Source organism: Chamaesiphon sp., assembly GCF_041738855.1.
Lineage (GTDB): Bacteria > Cyanobacteriota > Cyanobacteriia > Cyanobacteriales > Chamaesiphonaceae > Chamaesiphon.
Genome location: NZ_JBGSPA010000025.1, coordinates 42,021 through 66,811, shown reverse-complemented (window position 1 = coordinate 66,811; position 24,791 = coordinate 42,021). Strand labels below are relative to the sequence as shown.

Annotated in this window: 25 protein-coding genes and 2 pseudogenes; 11 read left to right on the top strand and 16 right to left on the bottom strand. The window is 44.0% G+C overall.

Annotated elements, in window-relative coordinates; translation table 11 throughout:
- The 4 genes and pseudogenes from ACEW9I_RS03445 to ACEW9I_RS03430 all read left to right on the top strand — a co-directional run.
- Positions 1–484: reverse transcriptase domain-containing protein (locus tag ACEW9I_RS03445; RefSeq protein WP_373538973.1), on the top strand; the 484-nt coding region annotated here is incomplete at its 5' end.
- A gap of 14 nt (positions 485–498) precedes the next feature.
- Positions 499–606 (top strand): annotated as a pseudogene (locus ACEW9I_RS03440) (group II intron maturase-specific domain-containing protein); the annotation flags it as partial.
- 42 nt (positions 607–648) lie between these two features.
- A complete protein-coding gene (locus ACEW9I_RS03435; protein WP_373538972.1) occupies positions 649–1,326 on the top strand; it encodes an HNH endonuclease in 678 nt (225 codons plus the stop codon).
- Positions 1,327–1,385: 59 nt separating this feature from the next.
- Positions 1,386–1,961, top strand: coding sequence for an HNH endonuclease (locus ACEW9I_RS03430; RefSeq protein WP_373538971.1), 576 nt, complete (start codon positions 1,386–1,388; stop codon positions 1,959–1,961).
- 134 nt (positions 1,962–2,095) lie between these two features.
- On the opposite strand, the pseudogene ACEW9I_RS03425 reads toward ACEW9I_RS03430, so the two are convergent.
- From ACEW9I_RS03425 to ACEW9I_RS03410, 4 genes and pseudogenes are all read right to left on the bottom strand, one after another.
- A pseudogene (locus ACEW9I_RS03425) lies at positions 2,096–2,551 on the bottom strand (IS1634 family transposase); the annotation flags it as partial.
- A 361-nt stretch (positions 2,552–2,912) separates the two neighbouring features.
- Positions 2,913–3,185, bottom strand: coding sequence for a hypothetical protein (locus ACEW9I_RS03420; protein ID WP_373538970.1), 273 nt, complete (start codon positions 3,183–3,185; stop codon positions 2,913–2,915).
- A gap of 291 nt (positions 3,186–3,476) precedes the next feature.
- Positions 3,477–3,776 carry a DUF6464 family protein gene (locus tag ACEW9I_RS03415; protein WP_373538969.1) on the bottom strand — a complete coding sequence of 100 codons (300 nt, stop codon included), beginning with the start codon at positions 3,774–3,776 and terminating at the stop codon, positions 3,477–3,479.
- Positions 3,777–3,951: 175 nt separating this feature from the next.
- Entirely contained in the window at positions 3,952–5,223 is a 1,272-nt protein-coding gene (locus ACEW9I_RS03410; RefSeq protein WP_373538968.1) for a 4-hydroxy-3-methylbut-2-enyl diphosphate reductase, read from the bottom strand.
- Between the two features lie 275 nt (positions 5,224–5,498).
- Between ACEW9I_RS03410 and ACEW9I_RS03405 the strand changes: the two genes are divergently transcribed.
- Positions 5,499–6,887, top strand: a complete 1,389-nt coding sequence (locus ACEW9I_RS03405; RefSeq protein ID WP_373538967.1) for a Rieske 2Fe-2S domain-containing protein — start codon at positions 5,499–5,501, stop codon at positions 6,885–6,887.
- A 327-nt stretch (positions 6,888–7,214) separates the two neighbouring features.
- Here ACEW9I_RS03405 and ACEW9I_RS03400 read toward each other — a convergent pair whose 3' ends face one another.
- The gene (locus ACEW9I_RS03400) at positions 7,215–7,520 is read right to left on the bottom strand and encodes a YkvA family protein (RefSeq protein WP_373538966.1); all 306 of its coding nucleotides are present in this window, start codon (positions 7,518–7,520) and stop codon (positions 7,215–7,217) included.
- Positions 7,521–7,730: 210 nt separating this feature from the next.
- Positions 7,731–8,015, bottom strand: a complete 285-nt coding sequence (locus tag ACEW9I_RS03395) for a DUF2470 domain-containing protein (protein ID WP_373538965.1) — start codon at positions 8,013–8,015, stop codon at positions 7,731–7,733.
- Between the two features lie 251 nt (positions 8,016–8,266).
- Between ACEW9I_RS03395 and ACEW9I_RS03390 the strand changes: the two genes are divergently transcribed.
- Positions 8,267–10,063: an ABC transporter ATP-binding protein gene (locus ACEW9I_RS03390; protein WP_373538964.1), complete on the top strand. Its 1,797-nt coding sequence runs from the start codon at positions 8,267–8,269 to the stop codon at positions 10,061–10,063.
- A 63-nt stretch (positions 10,064–10,126) separates the two neighbouring features.
- On the opposite strand, the gene ACEW9I_RS03385 is transcribed toward ACEW9I_RS03390, so the two are convergent.
- The 9 genes from ACEW9I_RS03385 to sufB form a co-directional block, all read right to left on the bottom strand.
- Positions 10,127–10,780, bottom strand: a complete 654-nt coding sequence (locus ACEW9I_RS03385) for a PEP-CTERM sorting domain-containing protein (protein WP_373538963.1) — start codon at positions 10,778–10,780, stop codon at positions 10,127–10,129.
- 279 nt (positions 10,781–11,059) lie between these two features.
- Positions 11,060–11,413 carry a single-stranded DNA-binding protein gene (locus ACEW9I_RS03380; RefSeq protein WP_373538962.1) on the bottom strand — a complete coding sequence of 118 codons (354 nt, stop codon included), beginning with the start codon at positions 11,411–11,413 and terminating at the stop codon, positions 11,060–11,062.
- A 157-nt stretch (positions 11,414–11,570) separates the two neighbouring features.
- The gene (locus ACEW9I_RS03375; RefSeq protein WP_373538961.1) at positions 11,571–12,830 is read right to left on the bottom strand and encodes a SufS family cysteine desulfurase; all 1,260 of its coding nucleotides are present in this window, start codon (positions 12,828–12,830) and stop codon (positions 11,571–11,573) included.
- A 73-nt stretch (positions 12,831–12,903) separates the two neighbouring features.
- Positions 12,904–14,181 carry a Fe-S cluster assembly protein SufD gene (gene sufD, locus ACEW9I_RS03370; RefSeq protein WP_373538960.1) on the bottom strand — a complete coding sequence of 426 codons (1,278 nt, stop codon included), beginning with the start codon at positions 14,179–14,181 and terminating at the stop codon, positions 12,904–12,906.
- 204 nt (positions 14,182–14,385) lie between these two features.
- Positions 14,386–15,162, bottom strand: coding sequence for a Fe-S cluster assembly ATPase SufC (gene sufC, locus ACEW9I_RS03365; RefSeq protein ID WP_373538959.1), 777 nt, complete (start codon positions 15,160–15,162; stop codon positions 14,386–14,388).
- Between the two features lie 96 nt (positions 15,163–15,258).
- The gene (locus tag ACEW9I_RS03360) at positions 15,259–15,825 is read right to left on the bottom strand and encodes a Uma2 family endonuclease (protein ID WP_373538958.1); all 567 of its coding nucleotides are present in this window, start codon (positions 15,823–15,825) and stop codon (positions 15,259–15,261) included.
- Positions 15,826–15,885: 60 nt separating this feature from the next.
- On the bottom strand, positions 15,886–16,509 hold the full coding sequence (locus ACEW9I_RS03355) for a hypothetical protein (protein ID WP_373538957.1): 624 nt from the start codon (positions 16,507–16,509) through the stop codon (positions 15,886–15,888).
- A gap of 82 nt (positions 16,510–16,591) precedes the next feature.
- Positions 16,592–17,170, bottom strand: coding sequence for a hypothetical protein (locus ACEW9I_RS03350; RefSeq protein WP_373538956.1), 579 nt, complete (start codon positions 17,168–17,170; stop codon positions 16,592–16,594).
- Positions 17,171–17,243: 73 nt separating this feature from the next.
- Positions 17,244–18,683, bottom strand: coding sequence for a Fe-S cluster assembly protein SufB (sufB, locus tag ACEW9I_RS03345; protein ID WP_373538955.1), 1,440 nt, complete (start codon positions 18,681–18,683; stop codon positions 17,244–17,246).
- 214 nt (positions 18,684–18,897) lie between these two features.
- Between sufB and sufR the strand changes: the two genes are divergently transcribed.
- Both sufR and ACEW9I_RS03335 read left to right on the top strand, forming a co-directional pair.
- Positions 18,898–19,548, top strand: coding sequence for an iron-sulfur cluster biosynthesis transcriptional regulator SufR (gene sufR, locus ACEW9I_RS03340; RefSeq protein WP_373538954.1), 651 nt, complete (start codon positions 18,898–18,900; stop codon positions 19,546–19,548).
- A gap of 11 nt (positions 19,549–19,559) precedes the next feature.
- Positions 19,560–19,805, top strand: coding sequence for a hypothetical protein (locus ACEW9I_RS03335; protein WP_373538953.1), 246 nt, complete (start codon positions 19,560–19,562; stop codon positions 19,803–19,805).
- Between the two features lie 35 nt (positions 19,806–19,840).
- On the opposite strand, the gene purF is transcribed toward ACEW9I_RS03335, so the two are convergent.
- Positions 19,841–21,325 carry an amidophosphoribosyltransferase gene (gene purF, locus ACEW9I_RS03330; RefSeq protein ID WP_373538952.1) on the bottom strand — a complete coding sequence of 495 codons (1,485 nt, stop codon included), beginning with the start codon at positions 21,323–21,325 and terminating at the stop codon, positions 19,841–19,843.
- 657 nt (positions 21,326–21,982) lie between these two features.
- Between purF and ACEW9I_RS03325 the strand changes: the two genes are divergently transcribed.
- From ACEW9I_RS03325 to ACEW9I_RS03315, 3 genes are read left to right on the top strand one after another with little or no spacing between them, the layout of a single operon-like run.
- Positions 21,983–23,617, top strand: a complete 1,635-nt coding sequence (locus ACEW9I_RS03325; protein ID WP_373538951.1) for a WD40 repeat domain-containing protein — start codon at positions 21,983–21,985, stop codon at positions 23,615–23,617.
- A gap of 20 nt (positions 23,618–23,637) precedes the next feature.
- Positions 23,638–23,814: a hypothetical protein gene (locus ACEW9I_RS03320; RefSeq protein ID WP_373538950.1), complete on the top strand. Its 177-nt coding sequence runs from the start codon at positions 23,638–23,640 to the stop codon at positions 23,812–23,814.
- Positions 23,802–24,731, top strand: coding sequence for a UDP-glucuronic acid decarboxylase family protein (locus tag ACEW9I_RS03315; RefSeq protein WP_373538949.1), 930 nt, complete (start codon positions 23,802–23,804; stop codon positions 24,729–24,731). Before ACEW9I_RS03320 ends, ACEW9I_RS03315 begins: the two co-directional genes overlap by 13 nt.
- Positions 24,732–24,791 lie beyond the last annotated feature (60 nt).

Sequence of the window (24,791 nt, the reverse complement as noted above, 5' to 3'; positions counted from 1 at the left end):
TATGAAACGAGCTAACGGCACTCAATTGAGTGTGCGAGACAAGAAACATTCGATATCACTAATAAGATACGCAGATGATTTCGTAGTTCTCCATGAGAACTTAGAAGTTATTCAGATGTGTAAGCTAAAGATAGAAGAATGTTTGAGTGACCTGAGTTTAGAATTAAAACCAAGTAAGACCCGCATCAGTCACACCCTGGACAAAGTATTTGACGAAGAACCAGGATTTAATTTTCTGGGATTTAACGTCAGACAATTTCCAGCAGGAAAATATCGATCGGGTAAAAGTAGAGGTGGTCTACTGGGTTTTAAAACTATCATTACCCCTAATAAAGAATGTCAAAAAAGACATTACCATAAGATTGCTAAGATAATAAACGAATCGTGTGGCGTAAGCTGTCAAACATTTAAAACACTCTTTTTGTCCTCTAGAACCTTTGCTGTAAGGGATTCAGTCAAAAGATTTAGATATAAAATAGCTTAAACCAAGCGACCCTAATAAAAAGACTAAATCCTATTATAAGGGGTTGGTGTAATTATTACTCGACAGTGGTTAGCAAGGAAATATTCACACGAATTGAAAGCTTAGTCTTTTGGAAATTAATAAAATGGGGATACCATCGTCATCCTAGTAAAGGCAGGAAGTGGGTGGCTAATAAGTATTTCCATAGTGTGGGAGGAGATAATTGGACATTCACCACCAGAAATGGAGAAACTGCTCTGATATTAAGGAAATATAGCGACACCAAGATAAAAAGGTACGTCAAAGTTCAAGATAAGGCATCGCCCTATGATGGCAACTGGTTGTATTGGAGTATAAGAAAAGGAAAACATCCAGAAGTATCAACAAAAGTGGCAACACTTCTGAAGAAACAGAAAGGAAAATGTACCTTCTGCGGTCACTATTTTCATTGGACATGGAAATTCATACGTAAGCAAGGAAGATATAGTCGTTACCAAACCAATCAGGTGATGAAAAAAGCATTTCCAAAAGTTTCTTGGAAAGTCAACTCACATATCAAAGTCAGAGATGATAAATCTCCATATGACGGAGATATGATTTACTGGTCAAAACGAGAAAATGCTAACTATGACGGTATCACAGCTAAACTTCTAAGCAAACAAAAACATACCTGTAATTCGTGTGAATTGAAGTTTTTTTCAGGTGACAAAGTGGAAGTTCATCACAAAGACGGCGACCATCAAAATTGGAAGTCCTCCAACCTTGAAATTCTACATCGAGAATGTCACCAACACCAAGTCATACACGGTGAGGTGAGAGTCAGAAAGGCAAGCAGCCCATTAAAAGGTGGTAAGGCTTGTTGAGTAAATGTGAACCAGGAGCGTAGTGAGGGGAAACTTTCACGCTACGTTCTGAAGGAGAGGTGTCCCTTGGTAACAAGGGCATCGACTCTAATTACTACAAAGGTGGGGTTAGCAAAGAAACTTTTAGCTATGTCTCATCAAGAAGATGGGAATACCTATGGCGTTGGGCAAAGCGTAGACACCCCAACAAAAACAAAAGATGGGTAATGAAACGTTACTTCAAGACGATAAAGGGTAATAAATGGACTTTCGCTACGACAATTAGCGACCGCCGAGGGAAAGAAAAGGATTTAATCCTTTACCCAATAGCGTACACGCCCATTGAACGCCATATTAAAGTCAGAGGAGAAGCGTCACCTGACGATCCCTCACTCCAAGAATACTGGGAAAAACGCCACCAAAAATTTGGTAAAAGCTACTGGGAGAAGAACTCTCGGAACTATGTCATAGCTCAAGACCAAAATTGGAAGTGCCCAATCTGTGGCGACCCACTATTTAATGGTGAGAAAATCGAGACTCATCACATAGTACCTGTTGCTCAAGGGGGCTTAGACGACATAAGCAACCTTCAGCATTTGCACACAGCATGTCACAAGCAGGTACACTCTAAATCCAAGTTTTCAAGCTTGAAGTAAGGCTTGAGCCGGATGAGTGCGAAAGTCTCATGTCCGGTTCTTAGGGGAGGGGAGAGCGGTGACGCTCGAACCTTACCCGACAATTGGCTACATCTAAAGGGACAATCAATCGATTGGACGGAACGAATAAAATGCAAGTTACTGATTCGTTTAACTCCTTCAATCTTAAAACAATGAATTCCTTGGAAGCACTGAAATATCCATTTTAAAGTTGGCCGCTCTGTTAATTTATTCAGTTGGTTTTTTACAGAAGATTTTTGAAGTTGAAGATTATTTCTTAGCTCTCTTTGCCCGATAGTATATACTAGAAGGCTTAATCCCATCAGCATCATCATTGTTTCTATTCTTTCTGGGTTCTTCAAGAATAAGCTATCTGCAAAAAACAACGGATCTTTCAAGAATCCAAATCCTCTTTCGCAAGATTGTTGTTTTTTGTATGCGATTAATATCTCTGATGCTGGCAATTCAGTTTCACTTAAAATATTAGTTACTAATATAAATCTTCCTGCTTGATTTTCTAATTCACTAATTAATTCGCTGTTTTCTATTAATCTGCAAACTATTGTGTGAATTTCTTTGCCTTTCCTAGTTACTGGAGTTTAGACTAACCAGAAAGAGAACGGTAGCAAAGGTCTATCTTTTGCTACCGTTCTCTTTCTGGTTAGTCTAAACTCCAGTTAAACATCAATCGCCAGCTTAAAACCAGGAATGACACCATTACTACGTCCCAAGTACAGAGAATCCGCGTCCCCCAAGCAAGCTCATGAGGCAAAAATATGGTGACTACTCCCGCACATAGGAGAGATATCAGTAGTCTAGGTTGAATTCTAAATTTGTGAGGAATCCTGTTACTCTTGAGGTTCATTTAGTTACGATCGGATTGGTCGATCGATTATCGTCAACATCAATTATGCCGATCTCTGACAGTCGCGGCTATAAACGCTCGAAATCTCAGATGGTAGTCTCATCTCTGGCGATGTTTGAACGGCTAGAGAGCGAACTGCTGCGCTCTGTACTATTTGCTAACTCTTCCACATCAAAATCTAAAATATCGAGATCGAGGAGATCGGCTAGCTCAAAATCCATACTCGGATTCGATCGCGATACAAATTCTACTAATTCCGGCTCACTTTCGTCGAAAATTAGTGAATCCATATTAAAAGAAACAGCTAGATAAGCCCCATTCATCAACATCAAGGCGATCGAACATACGGTAATCTGCATCTGAACCTCCGCAGCCAGTCTGACCTATCCGTATTTACGAATTCGACTAAATACTAACGTTATTGACTGGTATCTAAAGTCTAGATGAATCGATCGATTACCCTCTCCCTCAGGAGATAGACTTTGAATCTAGACTTACTAGTCAAATAGGATTGCTGGATATCGATTTTACTGTCAAATTATCGATGGCGGAGCGATCGCTAAAATCGATGCGAACGTATAAAATCGATCTCACCCGCGAGCGATATTTTCCTACAAACTGGATTTTTAGCGATGCGACTTATCCATAACTTATTCTTCCTTCTGGTGATAGTGGCGACAATCTTGACAGAGACCGTCTGGATTTACAGCACAGCGAATGTAGGGAGATCTGGCGTTGTAGCTACAACTCAGATCGCCAATTACATAGCCGACACCTTCGATGTATTGCTCTTCGGGATCTCTAGTTATCCGCTTGTATCGTCGATTGGAGTTAGATTCTGTTGGTGTCAGCCGTCGATTGTGTGCGCGTAGCCGCTGGTTATAACCTAACCACGAGTAGGTTAGCAATAATAAAGTGACGATCGCGATCGCTATTAGTGTGTGGAGCACCCATTGCACCTCAATTCATAAATAATATGATAACCTGCTAATTTAGATAGAAAACAGTACTTTTATTAAAGATTGAGAAAAGAGGAAAAAGATTTAGTCTTTTCCGGCTCGATCTGGTCGTCTTTTAATTTGAAGATTACTAAATTTCTAATTTAGATCGCTAGATCCAAGTATCCTAATCATTAGCATAGTCTGTCTGCGATCGGATCGGATTACTATCGTCACTAGATCTGCGTTTAGTCGCAAATATCCGCTCGATTGCATCTTCTACTACTTTGTCGGGGGTAGAGGCTCCTGATGTGACTCCGACCACGATTTTGCCTGCGGGGAGCCAATTCTTGGTAATTTCTAATTCTTTCGAGAGTGGTTTATGTTCGATCTGGTTATCAGCCAAAATGCGGACGTCGCTGTCGATATGATACGAAGGGATTTGATGTTCGATCGAGATTTCCTGAAGATGTGTGGTATTGGATGAGTTGTAACCGCCAATCACGACCATCAGGTCGAGTGGTGCCTCGACTAGTTTAAACATCGCATCCTGACGCTCCTGGGTGGCATCACAGATCGTATTGAAACTTTGGAAATGGTCGTTTAATTCGGCGGTATTATACTTTTTCATCATCGTCCGCTCGAACAGTTTACCGATCGCTTCGGTTTCGGTTTTGAGCATGGTAGTCTGATTGGCAATGCCGACTCTTTCTAAATCGATATCTGGATCGAAGCCTGTAGAACAAGCCTGACTAAACTTAGTTAAAAAGTCGGTACGGCGTTGAAGTTTCTCTTCAGTCGAGGTACAATCTAGCAAAATATAATCAGCCACATAATTAGCTTCTGCCATATTTAAAATAATTAAATACTTGTCGGCAAATGAGCTAGTTGCGACTGTTTCTTCGTGCTTGTATTGACCGTGAATAATCGAAGTATAGTCTTTTTTCTTGTGTTTCTCGATCGTGTTCCAGACCTTGGACACCCACGGACAGGTAGTATCGACAATCGTACAGCCTTTATCATTGAGCAGTTGCATTTCCTGAACACTAGCACCAAACGCAGGTAAAATTACCACATCGCCGCGATCGACAATATCAAAATTTTTGACTCCCTGCTCGACTTGAATAAATTTGACATTCATCTCTCGCAACCGTTGATTGACAGAAGGATTATGAATGATTTCATTGGTAATCCAAATTTGCTGCGTCGGGAAGTGTTGGCGAGTTTCATAAGCGATCGCAACTGCTCTTTCTACTCCCCAACAAAAGCCGAAAGATTCAGCCAGTCTAATCGTAACATCACCACGAGTGAGGGTATAATTTCGATCGCGAATTTCTTGGATCAGATCGCTTTGATATTCTGATTCTAGGACAACTGCAACGTCGGCTTGATGTCCGAATCCTTTGCGATGGTAGTTGTCTGATTGGTTGAGCGATCTTTTAAAGGCTTTGGTATCCATGAGGGCGTGGCTGGTGGCTGGTTAATAACATTATATCGAAGTGGGCTGCTGGGAAAAATCAATGTTTGTGACCGTCAGCCCCAGAAAGATCTCTAAATCCACCTTTCTATAGGGAATGAGAATTTAGTCCCCTTAAAAAGGCTGGCTCGTCTAGATCTCTAGCTTTGACGAAGCTCGAAGCTGACTTTTGAGATTGCCTCAACCGATCGATAATTGTTATCCTAATTGTAGAGAAGTGTAAAGCAAGCAAGTTGCACTAAGCTAGGGTATTAACAATGACAACAGTAGTTTTGGCAGATCGAGTGACAGCAGGTGGAGACGAGCCGACGCGATTCGACCCGATCGAGTCTTGGTATCCGGTATTCTATATTGAGGATCTAAATAAACTAAATCCCACACCCTTTACATTGCTAGATCGAGATTTAGTCATCTGGTGGGATAGTCAAGCGCAAGAATGGCGAGCATTTGACGATCGATGCCCCCATCGGTTAGCGAGATTATCCGAAGGGAGAATAGCTGAAGATGGCTTATTGGAATGTCCCTATCATGGTTGGGCATTTACAGGTAGTGGTACGTGCGATCGGATCCCACAGCAATTACCTGATGCTAAAGCCGAAACATCCCGCCGCGCTTGTGTGAAGTCGTTACCAACTGCGGTAGATCAGGGATTATTATTTATCTATCCAGGTACGCCCACAAAAGCCACACAGACACCAATTCCGCTGATTCCGGTACCAATGGTAGAGGGACAGCCAAAGGAGGGCTGGGTGATGCTAAATACCTTCCGCGATCTGCCTTATGATGCTCTAACTTTATTGGAAAACGTCCTCGATCCGAGTCATTTGCCATATACTCATCACGGTAGCGTCGGTAAGCGATCGAATTCCAGTCCGGTAGAATTGGCAGTTACTAGATCGGATAAGTCAGGATTTACAGGTACTTGGGCAGATGGGCCGCGCAAGGGTACATTAGGTAGACAGAATACCACTTTTATCGCCCCATGTCTGATGTGGCACGCCCTGACATCCAAGCAATTGGGCGAGACAATTACGGTAGTTTATGCAACGCCAACTCGCAAGGGTGAATGTCGAGTTTTTGCCAGATTCCCGTTTAAATTTGGGAGCAAAATTCCGGCATTTTTTATTAAAGCTACACCTCAATGGTATTCGCACATCAATAATAATGCTATCTTAGAAGACGATCAAATTTTTCTCCACCATCAAGAACGATATCTAGAACAAAGTGGTGGTGGTAAAAACTTCAGCCAAGCATTTTATTTACCAACAAAAGCGGATACATTTGTGTTTGAATATCGGCAGTGGTTGAATGATTATCAAGCCGATCCTTTCCCTGGACAAACTTTTCCGCCAGCATTACCGCCGGAGCAGTTACTCGATCGATATCACAGCCATACCAAAAATTGTCATAGTTGCAGTAAGGCGTATCAAAATCTTAAAACAGCCCAGCGAGCGATCGTCATCATTACCCTCATAGCTTGGATGGGTACGACGATATTTACTCTGGTTGGGGGTGAGAATGCCCTGATTCCAGCCTTAATCTCGATCGGCATCGTTGGCAGTGGATCGATCGCTTGGTGGAGCTGCGATCGCCTACTAATGCGGCTAGAGCGTGGCGATCGAATTCCTGCCCGCAATCGCAAATAAACTCAGAAACCCGACTCCAAAAAGTCGGGTTTCTGAGTTTATTAGAAATATTTAGTGACGTAAAGTGTAGCTGATGGGCACTGCCCACCCTACTGGCTCGACACGACTAAAAATGTGGGTAAAGCGATCTCTCAAAATTTTACTAATTGTATTTTCCAGAGTTCTGAATGCCCACAGTTTTAGTCCTGTCGTCCCACTACAATTAAATCGATCGACTGTATAGCAATCCTAAATCAGATCCTCCAGTATCGCTCGTGGTGTGTTACGGCTGTGGCCTAACACACCCTACATCAACCTATTTTCTCATTTAGGATTGCTATAGTTTATTTATTCAACTTGAACTGCTTTAACATCAACTGGAGCGTCTTCAACTGGTGTTGTTGAGGATGTTGCTTTGTCAGATCTAATATTTTGTGACTGTAATTTTTCTTTAGCAATTTGGGAAACTTCAGCAATCAGCAGAGAGATGATAATCCCATCATCTAGCCAACCAATAATAGGGAAAACATCAGGAGAAATATCGATCGGGCTGACAAGATATAGTAGAGATCCAGCTACTACCCACCACCGATATTTGGGATTACGTAGCAAGTCGCGATACCAGTTATAAATCGATTGGATGGAAAAGTTCATATCGGTTTCCTTGCGTCTATTTCTGAGTTATCTCCATCATCTCAGATTGGCAAAAATTTGATAGGTGTGGAAAACTGATATGTTTGTCGTATCGTCCACACCTCTTTAGGTTTTAGGCTTTAAGGGGTAGAGGGTAGGTACCATCCACCCTCTAGTTTGGAGATAATTTATCTTTAATCTTCTGGTTGCCTTAATTAGAAAATCAAGGGTTTAGGTTGCAAGTTTGCGGGCTTCTTTAATCATGGTGATGAGGATTTGGTGAGCGTCTTCAGAATCTGTCAACTCGCGATCGAATGGAATCCGCAAACTGATGGTGCTACCATCGACTTGAGCGGTAAGATCCATACCTAAAGGATCGATCGCACTCATCGCGGCTGTCTGGGCGGCGGGAGACTTACCGTAGACGTGAGCGTAAGTCAGCACTGCGGAGGCATGATCGTCATTCATGTGCTTGCAGATGCGATCGCTGATTTCTGGAGTAATTGGATCTGCCATAGTATTTTGGTTTAGTAGCTCAAAAAATATATCTCGATCGTACCTCAAACCGATCGAGATCGTGACGATACAGATAAAGTCTAGCGGTTTTTAAAAATTAATAGTATCCAAATGGCGAGATTGCGTCCTCAAACCGATTTTCCTCGATGCTTTAAGAGCGCAATGAGCCAACGAAAAAGAGAGCCATCGCGGGGGCTTAATCGCTGGGCATAGGTCTAACATAATAAAGAGTGCGAAAATTAGCCAAACACATGAACATTAACTCTCATCCCCTCCAAAGATTGTTAGCTTATGGGCGACAATATCGCGGACGAACTTGGCAAGCAGCAATTTCATCAGTATTCAATAAACTATGTGATGTTGCTCCAGAAATTCTCATCGGGATTGCTGTCGATGTTGTCGTCAAAAAGCAAGATTCATTCCTGGCAACATTAGGAATTGAGAATGTCGAGCAGCAGCTAATAATTCTGACGATTATTACCGTTGTCGTGTGGGTATTGGAATCTGTCTCTCAATATATCTATACAAATCTCTGGCGCAATCTTTCCCAAAAAATCCAGCACAATCTCCGACTTGATGCCTACGGACACATCCAACAGTTAGATCTAGCATACTTTGAAAATCAAAGTACTGGCAATCTGTTGGCAATCTTGGGTGATGATATCAATCAGCTCGAAAGATTTTTGGATGTGGGGGCAAATGAAATCATTCAAGTAGTTACTAATGCGATCGTTATCGGCGGCGTATTCTTTGTCCTCGCACCTTCACTCGCTTGGTGGTCGATCGTCCCAATTCCGATTATTATTATCGGCTCGATTTGGTTTCAAAAGAAACTCGCACCTTATTATGCCAATGTTCGCGAAAAAGTTGGCTTGTTAAATGGGCGACTGGCAAATAATTTAGGTGGGATTACGACGATCAAAAGTTTTACTACCGAAGCTTATGAACTCGATCGAGTCCGCGCTGATAGTGAAGCCTACCGTCAGAGCAATCGTCGTGCTATCAAAGTAAGTGCTGCATTTGTACCATTAATTAGGATGGCTGTTTTATTTAGCTTTACGATGACACTATTACTAGGTGGAATTGCGGCTGTAAACGGTCAATTGGGTGTCGGTACTTATAGCATTCTCATCTATCTTACCCAACGCTTATTATGGCCGTTGACGCGCTTAGGTGAGACATTAGATCTCTATCAACGGGGGATGGCTTCAACCGATCGGGTGATGGATTTATTAGATACCCCGATCGCGATCGATTCCGGTAGTTTATCTCTACCATATGTACGCGGCGAAATCGAGCTAAAAAATGTAACTTTTGCTTATCCAGATCGATCGACTGTCATCAAAGAACTATCACTAAAAATTCCGGCTGGACAGACGATCGCGATCGTCGGTGCGACAGGTTCGGGCAAAAGTACATTAGTAAAACTATTACTACGACTCTATGAAATTCAGTCGGGAGAGATTACTTTAGATGGTATTAATATTCAGGATCTACATCTAGCTGACTTACGCAAATCGATCGGCTTAGTCAGTCAGGATGTATTTTTATTCCACGGTTCGGTACTAGAAAATATTGTTTACGGTAGTCCCGACGCGGATCTAGATTCAGCAATTGCGGCTGCCAAAATTGCTGAAGCTGATGATTTTATCGATCGATTACCACAGGGTTACGATACGATTGTCGGCGAAAGGGGACAGAAACTATCTGGGGGACAACGCCAAAGAATTGCCATCGCCCGGGCGGTTTTAAAAAACCCGCCGATTTTAATTCTCGATGAAGCGACATCGGCGGTAGATAACGAAACCGAAGCTGCAATTCAAAGATCCCTCGATCGCATCACCCTCAACCGAACTACAATTGCGATCGCGCATCGTCTCTCGACGATCCGCAATGCCCATTGTATTTATGTCATGGAACATGGCAAATTAGTCGAAGCTGGTACTCATGATGAGTTATTGGCTCTCGATCGAATTTATGCTGGACTGTGGAATATCCAACAAAATGCAAAAATCGCCACTCGATCGAATATCGAAAAGTGGCGATAAGTTAGGATAGGTTCGGGATAAACTACACCCCGCATTCTTATTCCGAACCGACGTTACCTCTGCTTAGTCATTGGTAGCGTCTTTTTCTATAGATTTGCATCCCTTAATTTTACGTCTCAAGATCGACCCAGCACCGAGCGCGGTGAGTATCCCTAACATAGAAGATGGTTCCGGCACGGCTGTAGATTGGATTACAGGTGTCAAAAATCCTCGGATGTCATCACCACCAGTGGCAAAACTTGAATGAATAGTGAAGTAAGCTCTTCCCGCGCCCAAACCTGCCGTAAGTGCTGCTTGTGCAGTAGCTGGTGAACCACCATTTTCAATGATAAATCCCGATCTATAAGAACTTGACAGCGTTAAATCCAACAATGTGTTAAAGCTTCCACTCTGCACTCCAACCGGAAAGCCCGGAAGAGTTTGAACTGTCGCAACTCCAGCGGTGCCGCTCCCAGGAACTGCTGTCGCACTGTGTATGTGCGCGGCTATACTAGTTCCGGTCAGTCCGCTGAAGGTTCCTTGTATCCGCAAGGTGTTTGCGATGGTGTCGAGTGTGACTAAGGATGTTCCTATCCCTTGCGAGTTGTTTGCTGGCTCTTCATTTGCTCCATTTAGATTGGCGGCGAAGCTAAGTATCGCAGCATGAGCGTGACTTGCTGGAACTATAGCCACCATCGTCGTTGCTAGGAGATATGTACTGGTTAGGAGGAATTTCATAAAAAATTTTGGTTCGATGAATACAGCTAATCTGGAATAAAGGAACTAATTGTATTATTTCCTTTATTGCGTGATTATATGTCAATAAATCAAAATTTTTCGTCCGGATTTTTACCTTTAGATAAATTCACAATTTCATTGGCTTTTTCAAGGCACCTTCACGTTAACTACAATCGATCCCTTGGCATGAAATATTAGTTACTTACTCACTACAAAGCTTAAATTGCTACCAGAAGTGCCAACGATTGAAATCGCTGAGATTACAGGTAGCAATTTAGATTACATATAGTCAGGCATCGCTTCAGCAGCATCCTTTTTGGAGCCAAGCAGATCCAGACTGTCAACCTTGATCACAGGGCGAGAGCGTTCGGTACCTGTTGCCTTGTCGATCCAGGTTTCGACTTCGAGAGAGCCTTTAACGCCGATTTGGCTACCTTTTTTCGCATAGTTTTTGGCGATTTCGCCAGTTTTACCCCAGATCTTGAGGTTAAACCAATCGGGTTGATCTTGATTTTTGCTACGACGATTGACAGCTAGAGTCATAGTACAGACACATTTGCCCGAACCCTCAAACCATTTGAGTTCTGGATCTCCGCCAACTCTCCCAACCAGATGGACAACGTTAAGACTCATGATGAATATAGTAGTTCTGTACCTTATATTAACTCAGAATGGCGATCGTTGTATTCAGAGTTATGGCGGGTTTTGGAGCTGTATCGTCAAACGATCGATACTTGACATTTGGGTATCGATCGATCTACACCTATTGCAATATCGATTGTCGATGATTTTAACTAAAAATACTATCAAAGAACTCGATCGATTCTTGGAGCGATGCAATGAAAGTATCGATCTCTGCTTTAGTATTATAAAAATATAAACTTGCCCGTGCTGTCGATTGAGCTTTGATAAAACGGTGCAATGGTTGAGTGCAATGATGTCCGGCGCGGATCGCGATTCCCGCTTGATCTAGCATGGTGGAAAGATCGTGTGGGTGGACTTCGCCACAGGTAAAAGCAGCTAAGGCAGCGCGTTCTTTCGGTGGTTTTGGCCCATAGATCTTAACTTGAGGAATCTGCATTAATTTCTCAAATAAATAGGTGTTTAATTCTACTTCATAAGCATGAATTTTATCCATCCCAATATTAGTTAAATAATCTACAGCAGCACCTAAAGCGATCGCTTCAGCAATAGCCGGAGTACCTGCTTCAAATTTATGTGGTAAATCTGCATAAGTAGCATTTTCCAGAAATACATCAGCAATCATTTCACCGCCACCCAAGAACGGAGGCATCGATCGCATCAAATTCAATTTACCATATAGGAAACCAATCCCAGTCGGCCCGCACATTTTATGGCCCGATACAGCCATCCAATCACAATCCAAATCTTGAACATCCAAAGGCATATGTGGCGCACTTTGGCAAGCATCAATCAATACTTTTGCGCCATATTGATGAGCCAATGCAACGATATCTTTGACCGGATTGATACAGCCCAAAGTATTAGAAACATGAACTACCGAGACTAATTTAGTCTTTTCATTAACTAGTGATTGATAATGCCCAAAGTCAAATTCTTCATCTGGTGTTAGCTGCACAAATTTTAGTCTGGCACCTGTCTTTTGAGCGACTAATTGCCAGGGGATGAGATTGCTATGATGTTCCATCACGGAGAGAATGACCTCATCACCACGTTGGAGATTGCTCAATCCCCAACTGTATGCGACTAGATTAATTGCTTCAGTAGCATTGCGCGTGTAAATAATCTCTTGCGAGGAAGCAGCATTGACAAATTTAGCAATCTTTTCTCTCGCACCTTCATAAGCATCTGTCGCCTCAGCACTGAGCGTATGTACGCCGCGATGGACGTTGGAATTGTAGTGGCTATAATAATGATCTAGTGCGTGAATAACAGCATGAGGCTTATGGGAAGTCGCCGCATTATCTAGATAGACTAATGGCTTACCATGAACTTCACGATGGAGAATTGGGAAGTCTGCTCGAACTGTATCGGCAATAGTTAAAGTTTTAGTCTGAAGATAAGTCATATCGCTGGTATTTCCTGTAAGGTTTTGGATCTGTCGTAGAATCGGACTTTCTCTAGTCATTGCTTGCCAATGTTTAGCTAGCTTTGAATGCTTTTACTGCTGCGGCTAGTTTTTGGCGGACTGAAGCGACGGGAATGCGATCGATAATCTCTACAGCAAAAGCGTTAATTAGTAATATTTTAGCTGTTTCGACATCTAAACCTCGACTCTGGAGGTAAAAGATCTCATCGTCTTCGAGTTGGCTGACTGTCGCCCCGTGGGAGCATTTGACATTATCAGCGGTAATTTCGAGCTGAGGCTTGGTATCGATGCGCGCTCTAGACGATAGCAACAGATTCCGATTCAATTGTCCTGCATTGGTTTGTTGAGCAGCTTGCGGCACGAATACTTTACCGTTGAAAATTGCATGGGCGCGATCGTCTACGATACATTTATGCAATTGATTGGTGATACCGTGGGGTTTGGTGAGAGCGATGACACTATGAGTATCTGACTCTTGTTCGCCATTTACCATTGTCAAACCATTGAGGTAGGTTTCTGTCTGTGCGCCGATTTGGAAGATTTCCCAGTTGTGGCGGGAGAGTCTGCTACCAAGCTCGATCGCGTTACCAGTATAGGAGCTATGCTCAGATTGTGAAACCGCTGTTTTACCGATATGGATAGCGGCGATATCTTCGGTTTGGATACGGGTATGGTTGAGTTTGGCGGCTTCTCCTAGCCAGATCTCAGTAACGCTGTTATTAAAGTACGCACGGCTGGAAGCTGATGTATGCAGATATTCTTGGACTATTGTTGCACTACTTCTCTGTTCTAACACGATGAGAGTGCGCGGTTGAGTCGCGATCGCCGTATCATCTACGGTAGTGATAAATAATAGCTGAATTGGGGACTCGATAGCTGTATCTGGAGCCAAGCAAACTACGGCTGACTCATTAATACCCGCCGTATTAATCGCCGTAAAGACTTCCTCACCGCCTGGTTGCTTGCCTAAATAATCAGTAATCGCCAATCCAGCGGCGTTGGCTGCTGCGAGATTCCCGATAAATACGCCAACGGGCAAATCAGCAAGGCTGGAGAGTAGAGGCGCATAGATGCCATTAACAAAGACTAAACGGCTCTGAGCAGCTTCAGGGATAACTAAATCATCAATACTAACAGGCGGTAGTTGTTGACTCGGTGCTGTGAATGTCTGCTCCAGCAATGGCGATAAATTAGTAAACCGCCACTCCTCGTTTTTATTAGTAGGAATAGTCTCCTCTTGCAGATATCCAGTAGCTTGAATACGAATATCTTCAAGCTGCGGATTTGGAGGCGGAGTAAGCGGAATAAGCTGAGTAAGAGTTGCTGTCATTTCGATGATGGATTTTAAACGATCTTTACTATGCACCGATGAATCAAAACTGACTTCGGCGAAGATCTTTACCCCTCAAACCCCTTGTAAAGAGGGGGCTTTTCTTGCTCCCTCCCCTTTACAGGGGGAGGGCTGGGGTGGGGTAGAGATCCATGCAGCAAATCAAAAAGACTATAAACGGTGGGGATAATGAGAATTATTGAGTTATGCGGGTTGAGCTTCAGTTACCCAGTCATAACCCTTGGCTTCTAGCTCCAGAGCAAGTTCCTTCCCGCCACTAGTCAGGATTTGCCCATTCGCCATCACATGTACGAAATCAGGGATGATATAGTCGAGCAACCGTTGGTAGTGAGTAATCACCAACATCGAATTATCCTGATTTGACAACTGATTGACACCATTAGCAACAATCTTGAGCGCGTCAATATCTAAACCCGAATCAGTCTCATCGAGAATCGCGAGACTCGGTTCGAGGATTGCCATTTGCAGGATTTCATTACGCTTTTTCTCACCACCAGAGAAACCCTCATTGACACTCCGGCTGAGGAAAGCAGGATTCATTTTGACAATCTCTAATTTGTCCTGAATCAAGTCGTCAAAGTCAAATACATCTAATTCTTCCAATCCGCGATGCTTTTGCCGTGAGTTGTAAGCCACTCGCAAGAAGTCGAGGTTACTCACCCCAGGAATTTCGAGCGGATATTGGAAAGCCAGAAATACACCAGAACGCGCCCGATCCTGAGGTTCCATGTCAAATAAGTTCTCACCTTTATAGGTAACTGTTCCACCTGTGACTGTATACGCAGGATGTCCGGCTAATACTTTAGACAAAGTACTTTTACCAGAACCATTCGGCCCCATGATCGCATGGATTTCGCCAGCTTTGATTTCGAGACTTACGCCATTTAAGATCTGCGTATCATCGACGTTTGCGGTAAGGTTCTCGATCGATAGAATAACTGGATTATCAGGATTAATCATATTTAGATTTTATTTAATTGAGCTTTAATAATGTTCGATCGATAGTAGCTAGTCTCTTATCATATCACTCGATAAATACATATCTGAATCTCAATCCTATTCCAGCTTCAACCAGCCAAACACAACGCCAGCCGTTGATTTAATCGATCTAGCAAATTCAGGTACAATTAATTCAGCTTCGAGTATATCCACTACTTGCACTTGTCGATCGGGTTGATAAACTAATATCATCTTCTCAGCCGGATCGATTAACCAGCCTACTTCAGTACCATTATCTAAACAGTGAAGAATATTCTTAATTACTTTAGTCGTGCTTTGGTCTGGAGATAAGATTTCAATTGTCCAATCAGGTGCAGTCATCACCACATTAGAAACTTCACCATCATCGTCTTTGGGAATATTTTCATTCTTCAAGACAACTATATCAGGAACGATCGCTCTCCCGCCGAAAGTACATCGCAATTCTGAAAATGCGATCGCGATCTTTGCTTCCATTAAAATCGAATTAATGAAAGTAATTAGTTTCATCTTCAACAAACTATGTTTTCCTTGAGGCATCGGCTTTTGAACTATTTTTCCGTCAATATACTCACTCGCAGGCTTAGTTTCTGGAAGAGCCAGAAAGTTTTCTAAAGTAAGATTTTTTACAGGTGTCGCAACCATTTTAAAACTTTGATTTTGTATGATGGGTACTGTCCACATTTAGCTTTCGATCGAATTCAATTACCTGTCGAAATCTACTAATTTCGCTTCTCTTGATGCCATCCATTTCAAAATACCCAGTAATGGTTCAATCGGCGGGAAGGGATACTCTTCTGGATCGATCGTTACGTTACTTCCTTTCATCTCAATAAATTGCCAACTAGTACCGCTAGTAACAACACCATAGATAAATTCGATCGAGTGTTGTCGAAGCTGATTAAATCTCTGTGCTCCTACCATTTCGGCAATACATTGACCCCAGCCATCTTTTAGCACACCTTTTTTAGCTTCGACTAATGCTATTACGGGTGCATTAATTTTAAACTGAATCGGCGATCGACTAATCAAAAAATCACAAATACCATTTAATCCCAGTTCCCTATCTACTGTAAAGTCTTCCCCTGAAAATAAACTAATCGAGTTATTCAGTAAGGTGCGGACTTCTACCAAAATTGGCGAAACAATAAGTTCCGATCTGGCTTTTTCTGAGCCAGTTTCACGAGCCAATGGCAAAGTAATATTTAAAAACTGTTCTAACATCAAACTAGGAGAAATCGGTTCGATACTTGGTAAAAAATGACCTGTCTGCAAGTTTAGATTAAATTTAGATTCCACCTCTTCAATTGTGAAGCTACTATAGAGCATAATATTTTCGTAAATTAAGTTTTAAACATAAGTTTATCTTTTTGTATGGTGGGCAGTGCCCACATTCAGCTTTCGATAAAATTTAAATATCTTGAAAGTCAACAAATATTCCATTATTCCCTATATAGTAGTCAGGATAACGCATTACCCATGAAGGGTTATCAGTATTTTCATCATCTTCGTAGAATGCAAACTCGAATTTAATGTTACTTTCATATAAAGATTGGGCAATATTTTGAAGAAATATTTTCATTTCTTCAAATGAGCCTTCATAACCACCGGAAATTAAAAACCACTGGAAACTATCACTACAATTATTTTTGACAATTATTTTACTCGGTTTGCCGAAAATATCTTTGAGATTATTCTGTATATTGTCTAGAAATTTTGCACAGGTATTTAATGGGGAATCGGAATCAATTTCTTTCTGACGAAAAGGATTTCCAATGTTATTTGGAAGGTCGAACTCAAAAATGTATAGACTGAAAACCTCATTTTCTATGTAAATATTATCAACGGATTTTTTAATATTATCTATTTTCAAGGCTCTACCAATACACAATCTAAGCTCTTTTATGTCTATGTTGGTATCGTGGATATCTCCAGTAATTGTAAATGATCCCATCGAGCGTAGATTTTTTTGATGATGGGCGTTACCCAATTAAGAAATTGATAAAATTCATCTATTTTTCAATATTTTAATACTCGATGGGCATTGCCCATCGAGATTATATTTAACCTACCGTACCTTCTAACTTCAGACTCAACAATCTATCCGCTTCAACCGCAAATTCCATCGGCAGTTGATTAAAAACATCTTTACAGAAACCACTAATCATCATCGAAATCGCATCCTCTTGGGAAATCCCGCGTTGAGCGAAGAAGAATAATTGATCCTCACCAATCTTTGAAGTAGATGCTTCGTGTTCGACTTTGGCGGTTTGATTTTGAACTTGGATGTAGGGGAAAGTATTCGCCTGCGCTCTGTCGCCAATTAGCATCGAGTCACACTGGGAGTAATTTCGCGCTCCTTTGGCTGTCGGATTCATTTTGACTAAACCGCGATAGCTATTCTTCGATTTACCAGCGGAAATCCCTTTGGAAATAATCGTACTGCGGGTATTTTTACCAACGTGGATCATTTTTGTTCCGGTATCTGCTTGCTGGAGATTATTAGTCAGCGCGACGGAGTAAAATTCACCGACGGAGTTGTCGCCGACTAGGACACAACTGGGATATTTCCAAGTAATTGCCGAACCTGTTTCTACTTGCGTCCAAGAAATCTTGGAATTGACACCTTTACACAAGCCGCGTTTGGTGACGAAGTTGTAGATGCCACCTTTGCCAGTTTCATCGCCAGCATACCAGTTTTGGACTGTGGAATATTTGATTTCAGCGTTATCTAATACCACCAATTCGACGACGGCGGCGTGGAGTTGATTGGTGTCGAAGGCGGGTGCGGTACAGCCTTCGAGATAGGTGACTGAAGCACCTTCATCGGCGATGATTAATGTCCGCTCGAATTGTCCGCTATCTCCGGTATTGATGCGGAAGTAGGTTGATAAATCCATCGGACACTTGGTGCCCTTGGGGATGTAGACAAAGGAGCCGTCGCTAAATACGGCGGAGTTTAAGGCTGCAAAGAAATTATCGACGATCGGGATGACACTTCCCAAGTATTTTTCGATTAGTTCGGGATATTCCTTCACTGCTTCGGAAATCGAGCAGAATACCACGCCTTCTTTAGCTAATTGTGCCTTAAAAGTGGTGCCGATCGAGACGCTATCAAATACGGCATCGACAGCCACGTTGGAGAGTCGCTTTTGCTCGTTGAGGGAAATCCCCAATTTCTCAAATGTTTCGAGGAGAATAGGATCGACTTCATCCAAACTGTCCAACTTTTTGGCGGCTTGCTTGGGTGCGGAGTAATAGATGATATCGTTGTAATCGATCGCGGGATAGTCTACATGCGGCCAAGTAGGTTCGGTCATCTTCAACCACTGACGATAGGCACGCAGGCGGAAGTCGAGCAAGAATTGTGGCTCGTCTTTCTTGGACGAAATCAACCGCACGATATCCTCGTTCAAGCCGCGCGGGATCTGGTCTGACTGAATATCAGTGACGAAGCCGTATTTATAGGGTTGATTGACTAAGTTTTGGACTACAGTACTCATCGATCGCCTGTGTTCTCTCTAGAATAAGGATGGTTAAGGTGTCTGACTGGGACAGACAAAATATCGTATAATTAAACAATAAACTGATTGTTTAACTCTTTAACCCTATTGTATCGTAATTTAACAACATAGTTGTTGCTAAAGTAGCAAAACTAGGGAAATTTTTAATATTTGCACGTCTGCGCGCGACCATTTCTCCACACCCAGCACCGATATGATGACAGAGCAGCACTCTTCCACCAAGCAGGATATCCTCGAATATCTCCTCAAACAGGGACAAGCCATCGCTCAAGATCTGGCTGCATCGCTAGACATCAGCCCCCAAGCGATTCGCCGCCATCTCAAGGATTTGGAAACTGAAGGTTTAATCAGCTATCAGTCGGTTTCATCTGGTACGGGTAGACCCCAGCATATCTATCACTTGAGTCCTAAAGGACGCGATCGCTTCCCAAATCAGTACGATCGATTTGCGATTTCATTCCTAGACACTTTAGTCGCTAATCTCGGCTATGAGCAAGCCAGCGAAATACTACATCGGCACTGGCAAAAGAAAAGTATCGATTATCGGCGAGAGTTGGGCGATGGAGTCTTAATCGACAGAGTGGCAAAGCTGGTAGAATTGCGCCGCCAAGAGGGATATATGGCTGAGTATCACCCTTTAGATGGGCGAGATGACAAATTTATCCTGACTGAGTACAATTGCGCCATTTCGCAGGTAGCGACCTCCTTTCCAGCGGTGTGCGGACACGAACTAGAAATGTTTGCCACCGCGCTGGAAGATTGTCAGGTAGAGCGGACGCACTGGCTGGTTGATGGCGAACATCAGTGTGGTTATTTAATTTCGATGACTCATCCAATCGGCTAATCTTTACAGACATGAATAACGAACAATATCTCACTCACGCTGAAGCAGTAGAAGTAGATAAAGCCCTACTTTCTACTCATGAGAAATTTTTGACGAGAATTACAATTTCTTCGATGCGAATGCTGAAACAGATTGCTGATGCGGAGCAGGTAGCAAAAATTGAAGATCTGACTCCTCAACAAATTATCAAATGGTTCGAGCGGGATGCAGAAATCAAGCGATCGCAAGGTGATTCCGCAGGTTCTTTGCAATGGTAGCCACACAGTGCAATACGCTGTGTGGCAATGCCGCTCTAGCCTTTTGTCCCCACTTCTAGCATTAATTTCGATCGCTTGACGCCATCGGGAATTTGGACTGGGTAGTCACCTGTAAAACAAGCCGAGCAGAAGCTATTGGGATCGCGACCCGTCGCCGATAGCATTCCGTCCCACGTCAGATATGCTAGAGTGTCTACACCGATTTGCTCGGCGATTTCGGCGACAGATTTGGTGGCGGCGATCAGTTGGTCTTGCGTATCGGTATCGATGCCGTAGAAGCATGGATGAGTCACAGGCGGGGACGAGATCCGCATGTGAATTTCGCTAGCTCCGGCGTCGCGGAGAGCTTTGACTAGTTTCCGACTGGTAGTGCCACGGACGATCGAGTCATCGATCACGATTACCCGTTTCCCCTTGAGGACATCTTTGAGCGGGTTCAATTTCATCCGAATTCCAGCTTCGCGCATCTCTTGGGTGGGTTGGATAAATGTCCGTCCGACGTAGCGATTTTTGATCAAGCCTTCTGCATAAGGGATACCCGATGTCTCTGAAAAACCGATCGCCGCAGGTATCCCCGAATCTGGCACGCCAATGACGATATCCGCTGCCTGAAATGACTCGCGCGCCAACTGTTTGCCCAGGCGCATCCGATAGCTGTACAGGCTTTCATCATGTACCCAGCTATCGGGACGCGCAAAATAAATCATCTCAAAAATGCATAGTTTCGACTGTACATCTGGTGCCCAATCGATCGCTGTGACGCCAAGTTCGGTAATCCATAGCAATTCACCTGGTTTGACATCCCGCTCGTAGTCCGCACCGATGATGTCTAGCGCACAAGTCTCAGACGCCACAACATATTGCCCGATCCGATCGGGCATAATTCCCAGTACCAACGGTCGAATCCCGTGCGGATCGCGGATTGCCATGATGCCATCAGGAGTCGCGATCGTCAGACTAAATGCCCCTACGCACTGCCGACAAGCCGCGATCGTCGCATCCACCCAGCCTTTGCCAGCATTGACTTCTTCGCGAATCAACAGGGCGATCGCTTCTGAATCGATCGTGGTACTGGGTTCGCAGCCTCTAGCAGCTAAAGTTGCCAACATCTGGTCGGTATTGACAAGATTGCCATTGTGTGCTAAGGCAAGTTTGCCCAATCTAGTTTCGACAATCACTGGCTGAGCATTGCAGCGGCGGCTCGACCCAGTGGTCGAATAACGAGTATGACCGATCGCCAATTGACCTGGTAATTCTTGTAAAATTTCTGGGTTAAAGACATGAGATACCAACCCCATATCACGATGCTCGAATAGCTGTTGCCCATCAAAAGTGGCAATACCTGCCGACTCCTGACCGCGATGCTGGAGTGCGTACAATCCAAAATATGTCAACTTGGCAACTTCTTGCCCAGGAGCATAGATTCCGAACACTCCACAGGCTTCTTCTGGCTTGTCACTGGCATTATCGGGATCGATATCGGGACACAAATCGAGGCGCAAGTCGCGATCGGGAATCATGAATGGCTACGGTGGGGAGTGGTGGCTAAGTTGTTGGAGTTGTTGGCGTTGTTGCTATCGGCGCGAAGATCTCTGTGGCTAGATCTCAGTGTCACTAGTATTTAGCGATCTACTAGTAGATCTAGCATCACCGATGTCTGTATCTGAATATACATCGTAATGAGGTCAAAGCGAGAGCCGTAATGCTGATACTTATATTTTAAGTGCAATAACTGGAATCTTCCTGAGTTAAACGCAGTTGATTTAAATTTTGTTAAGAATTTATTAACAATCTATTAACGATAGCATGAAACTAGTGAGTCGAGTACAAAAATTCAGTCAGGTAGCCCGATCTCTGGGTGCTGGGAGCATCAACCGATCTCTTCAAAAAGCAGCTACTCCCTGCCCACCATCCACTATTCTAATTTGACGATCTCAGGGCATTGAGAGCCAATCGCTGGTATCTACTTGCTGCACGCCGCTGTTTGTGGCATTATGAGCGTACAGTTAGGCAAGATGCTAACAATCTGTACGTACCGCCTCAACACCAAATACCAACATCCATCTCAATCCCGATGGTCACATCAACGGCAAAGCTCTGCCAAGGTGATGCTCTGCCAAGCGAGAGGATCGCCATTGTGAATGACTGCGATCCACCACTAATAACCGATAACTGTAATGTCAAATCTTCATTGGTTAGACCTGAGTGAATATCTCGCGATCGCGCTAGCAGTGGTAGGATCGATCGCCGCCGCTTCCGCCGCTACGTGGAGCTATGCCTTGGTGCCGATCCTGATGAGCCTGATTCTGAGCGCGATCAATCGATGGCGACTGTATCAAGACCTCCGCCTCCACGATCGCGGATTGGAGCGCAAGATCGATGGTGAACTCCAACAACAGGGCGAAGTGCTCCAGCAAGAAATCGCTCAAGCGCGGAGCTTTGCGACCGCTCTAGTCAAGCAAACTATGGCTGCCCAAAAGAGGATAGAGCCTGCCGTTCTAGCTGCTGGCAGCCACCAAGAGGTGACCGGATTGGAGCAAAAATTCAACCTGCACCAGCAACTGATGCAATCGATGCAAGAGCACGTCACTGGGGTGGAGGGGAGTCTCAGGGATGTAGTTGAGCTACTAGAAAGCAATGCACTCGCCGATCGAGTAGAGTACCTAGAACGCCATCTGACTCAAGTCTCTCAGCAATTGGGGCTAGAGCCGCTCGAACTCAAGCGATCGCCAGTAGCTACTAGTAGATTCGCCACAGCTAGCAATCCCGAATCAGAAGTAGATATTACGCCATTATTTGACATGATCTCTGAGGATCTGATGTCTGGTGACTTGATGTCCGATCGCTTAGCTTCTGGCGACCTAAGTGGCGATCTCTGGGCAAAACCGACCTGGAATCTGCACCAGACCATTACCGCTCATCGTGATTGGGTCAGATGTCTGAGCTTTACGCCGGATGGACTCAAGCTCGTGAGTGGGAGTTTTGACAAAACGATCGCCGTCTGGCAATTAGCTACAGGCACCGCTATCCATACCCTCACCGACCATCTCAAGGGGGTATTTGCCCTAGCCGTGAGTCCTGATGGCAAACTCCTCGCTAGCGGTAGTTGGGATGAACAGATCAAATTGTGGGATCTCGAAACTGGCACATTGCTACGTAACTTGACTCAGCATCAAGCCTCTGTCCGCTCGTTGGCAATTAGTCCCGATAGTCATACTTTAATTAGTGGTAGTTTCGACCAGACGATCGTCCTGTGGAGTCTACCTGATGGTAGCGTGACCGAGACGATCGCTGCTCGCCAACCAGTGGCAACGATTGCCTTGAGTGCTGATGGTCAGTTGTTGGCTAGTACTGGCGATGATGGCACGATCGAGATCTGGTCGATGACTGCGGGCACCCAGATCGCTCACTCCAGCGGCAATAAACATTGTATCGGCTCCCTGACGATCGGTCCCGACTCACGGACGATCGCCGCAGGCACCGTCAACGGCTATGTAGTCCTGTGGCACCTAGAAGACTATGGTAGCGATCGATTACCCCAGATCGCTGTGTCTCAGACGATCAAAGCTCACGCTGGACAGATCAATGCTTGTGTCTTCAGTCCTAATGGTCAGTATTTGATTACGGGTAGTGTGGATGGCAAAGCCAAAGTCTGGTATCGCGGCGAGGATCTGCGCTTTCATGACAAAGCCAGGAGTATCCTCAAAGGCGACCCAGGTCGGTCGGTGATGTCTGTGGCGATCTCGTCCGATAGTCAGTCGATCGCTATTGGCGGTGCTGACGGGACAATCCAGCTCTGGCAGCGAATTTAATCATTGGGAAGCTCATTTAGATGATGTTACAGTCAGTGAAGTCTGATGTCTTCCGTACCCTACTCCTGGGTCATTATTGCCCAAAGATGGCGATCGCTGTTGCCGATCTAGCAATCTTAGGGAATAATACTGAAGACACTACCATTGAACTTGTCAACCAAATTAATTTTCAAAATTTTAGATTATGCGAATTCTAGTTACAGGTGGTGCAGGCTTCATCGGTTCTCATCTGATCGAGCGGCTGATGAACGAGCAACATGAAGTGATTTGCTTGGATAATTTTTATACTGGAACCAAGAGTAACATCAGTAAATGGTATGGTCACCCAAATTTTGAGTTTATTCGCCATGATATTACCGAACCAATTCGCCTCGAAGTAGATCGGATCTATCATTTAGCTTGTCCCGCATCGCCAGTACACTATCAGTCCAATCCGATCAAGACTACCAAGGTCAGTTTTCTCGGTACATCCAATATGCTCGGACTTGCCAAGCGAGTTAAAGCCAGATTTTTGCTGGCTTCAACTTCGGAAGTATATGGAGATCCCGATGTTCATCCGCAACCAGAAGAATATCATGGTAATGTCAATCCCATTGGCATCAGATCTTGCTATGACGAAGGCAAGCGGATCGCCGAAACGCTCAGTTTTGACTATCACCGCGCGCACGATGTCGAAATTCGCGTAGCGCGGATCTTCAATACCTACGGCCCCCGGATGCTGGAAAATGATGGGCGGGTAGTGAGTAATTTTATCGCTCAATCTTTACAAGGACATCCATTGACTGTCTACGGCGATGGCAGCCAAACACGGAGCTTTTGTTATGTCACCGATCTAGTCGATGGGTTGATTAAGCTCATGAATGGTGATGAAATTGGGCCGATCAATCTGGGCAATCCTGAAGAATATACTATTCTGCAACTCGCCGAAAAAATCCGCGACAGAATTAACCCCGGTCAAGAAATTAGCTTTCAGCCACTACCTCAAGATGACCCCAAACAACGGAAACCAGATATCACCAAGGCGAAAACGCGGTTGAATTGGCAGCCAACTATTACCTTGGAAGCAGGACTGACCGATACAATTGCGGAGTTTAAACAACGATTGAAGGTCTAATCGCTGATGACATTATTCTGATGGTCGAGAGTCTGAGATGACTTGGAGTCAATATTACTC

Excerpts from the sequence above, each read along its gene's own strand:
- sufD (WP_373538960.1), bottom strand. The coding sequence starts at position 14,181 with ATGACAGCAACTCTTACTCAGCTTATTCCGCTTACTCCGCCTCCAAAT.
- ACEW9I_RS03390 (WP_373538964.1), top strand. The coding sequence starts at position 8,267 with ATGAACATTAACTCTCATCCCCTCCAAAGATTGTTAGCTTATGGGCGA.
- ACEW9I_RS03325 (WP_373538951.1), top strand. The coding sequence starts at position 21,983 with ATGTCAAATCTTCATTGGTTAGACCTGAGTGAATATCTCGCGATCGCG.
- ACEW9I_RS03315 (WP_373538949.1), top strand. The coding sequence starts at position 23,802 with ATGCGAATTCTAGTTACAGGTGGTGCAGGCTTCATCGGTTCTCATCTG.
- ACEW9I_RS03405 (WP_373538967.1), top strand. The coding sequence starts at position 5,499 with ATGACAACAGTAGTTTTGGCAGATCGAGTGACAGCAGGTGGAGACGAG.
- ACEW9I_RS03355 (WP_373538957.1), bottom strand. The coding sequence starts at position 16,509 with ATGCTCTATAGTAGCTTCACAATTGAAGAGGTGGAATCTAAATTTAAT.
- ACEW9I_RS03335 (WP_373538953.1), top strand. The coding sequence starts at position 19,560 with ATGAATAACGAACAATATCTCACTCACGCTGAAGCAGTAGAAGTAGAT.
- sufC (WP_373538959.1), bottom strand. The coding sequence starts at position 15,162 with ATGATTAATCCTGATAATCCAGTTATTCTATCGATCGAGAACCTTACC.
- ACEW9I_RS03360 (WP_373538958.1), bottom strand. The coding sequence starts at position 15,825 with ATGGTTGCGACACCTGTAAAAAATCTTACTTTAGAAAACTTTCTGGCT.
- sufB (WP_373538955.1), bottom strand. The coding sequence starts at position 18,683 with ATGAGTACTGTAGTCCAAAACTTAGTCAATCAACCCTATAAATACGGC.
- ACEW9I_RS03410 (WP_373538968.1), bottom strand. The coding sequence starts at position 5,223 with ATGGATACCAAAGCCTTTAAAAGATCGCTCAACCAATCAGACAACTAC.
- ACEW9I_RS03375 (WP_373538961.1), bottom strand. The coding sequence starts at position 12,830 with ATGACTTATCTTCAGACTAAAACTTTAACTATTGCCGATACAGTTCGA.
- sufR (WP_373538954.1), top strand. The coding sequence starts at position 18,898 with ATGATGACAGAGCAGCACTCTTCCACCAAGCAGGATATCCTCGAATAT.
- ACEW9I_RS03395 (WP_373538965.1), bottom strand. The coding sequence starts at position 8,015 with ATGGCAGATCCAATTACTCCAGAAATCAGCGATCGCATCTGCAAGCAC.
- ACEW9I_RS03400 (WP_373538966.1), bottom strand. The coding sequence starts at position 7,520 with ATGAACTTTTCCATCCAATCGATTTATAACTGGTATCGCGACTTGCTA.
- ACEW9I_RS03385 (WP_373538963.1), bottom strand. The coding sequence starts at position 10,780 with ATGAAATTCCTCCTAACCAGTACATATCTCCTAGCAACGACGATGGTG.
- purF (WP_373538952.1), bottom strand. The coding sequence starts at position 21,325 with ATGATTCCCGATCGCGACTTGCGCCTCGATTTGTGTCCCGATATCGAT.
- ACEW9I_RS03420 (WP_373538970.1), bottom strand. The coding sequence starts at position 3,185 with ATGCAGATTACCGTATGTTCGATCGCCTTGATGTTGATGAATGGGGCT.
- ACEW9I_RS03380 (WP_373538962.1), bottom strand. The coding sequence starts at position 11,413 with ATGAGTCTTAACGTTGTCCATCTGGTTGGGAGAGTTGGCGGAGATCCA.
- ACEW9I_RS03320 (WP_373538950.1), top strand. The coding sequence starts at position 23,638 with ATGATGTTACAGTCAGTGAAGTCTGATGTCTTCCGTACCCTACTCCTG.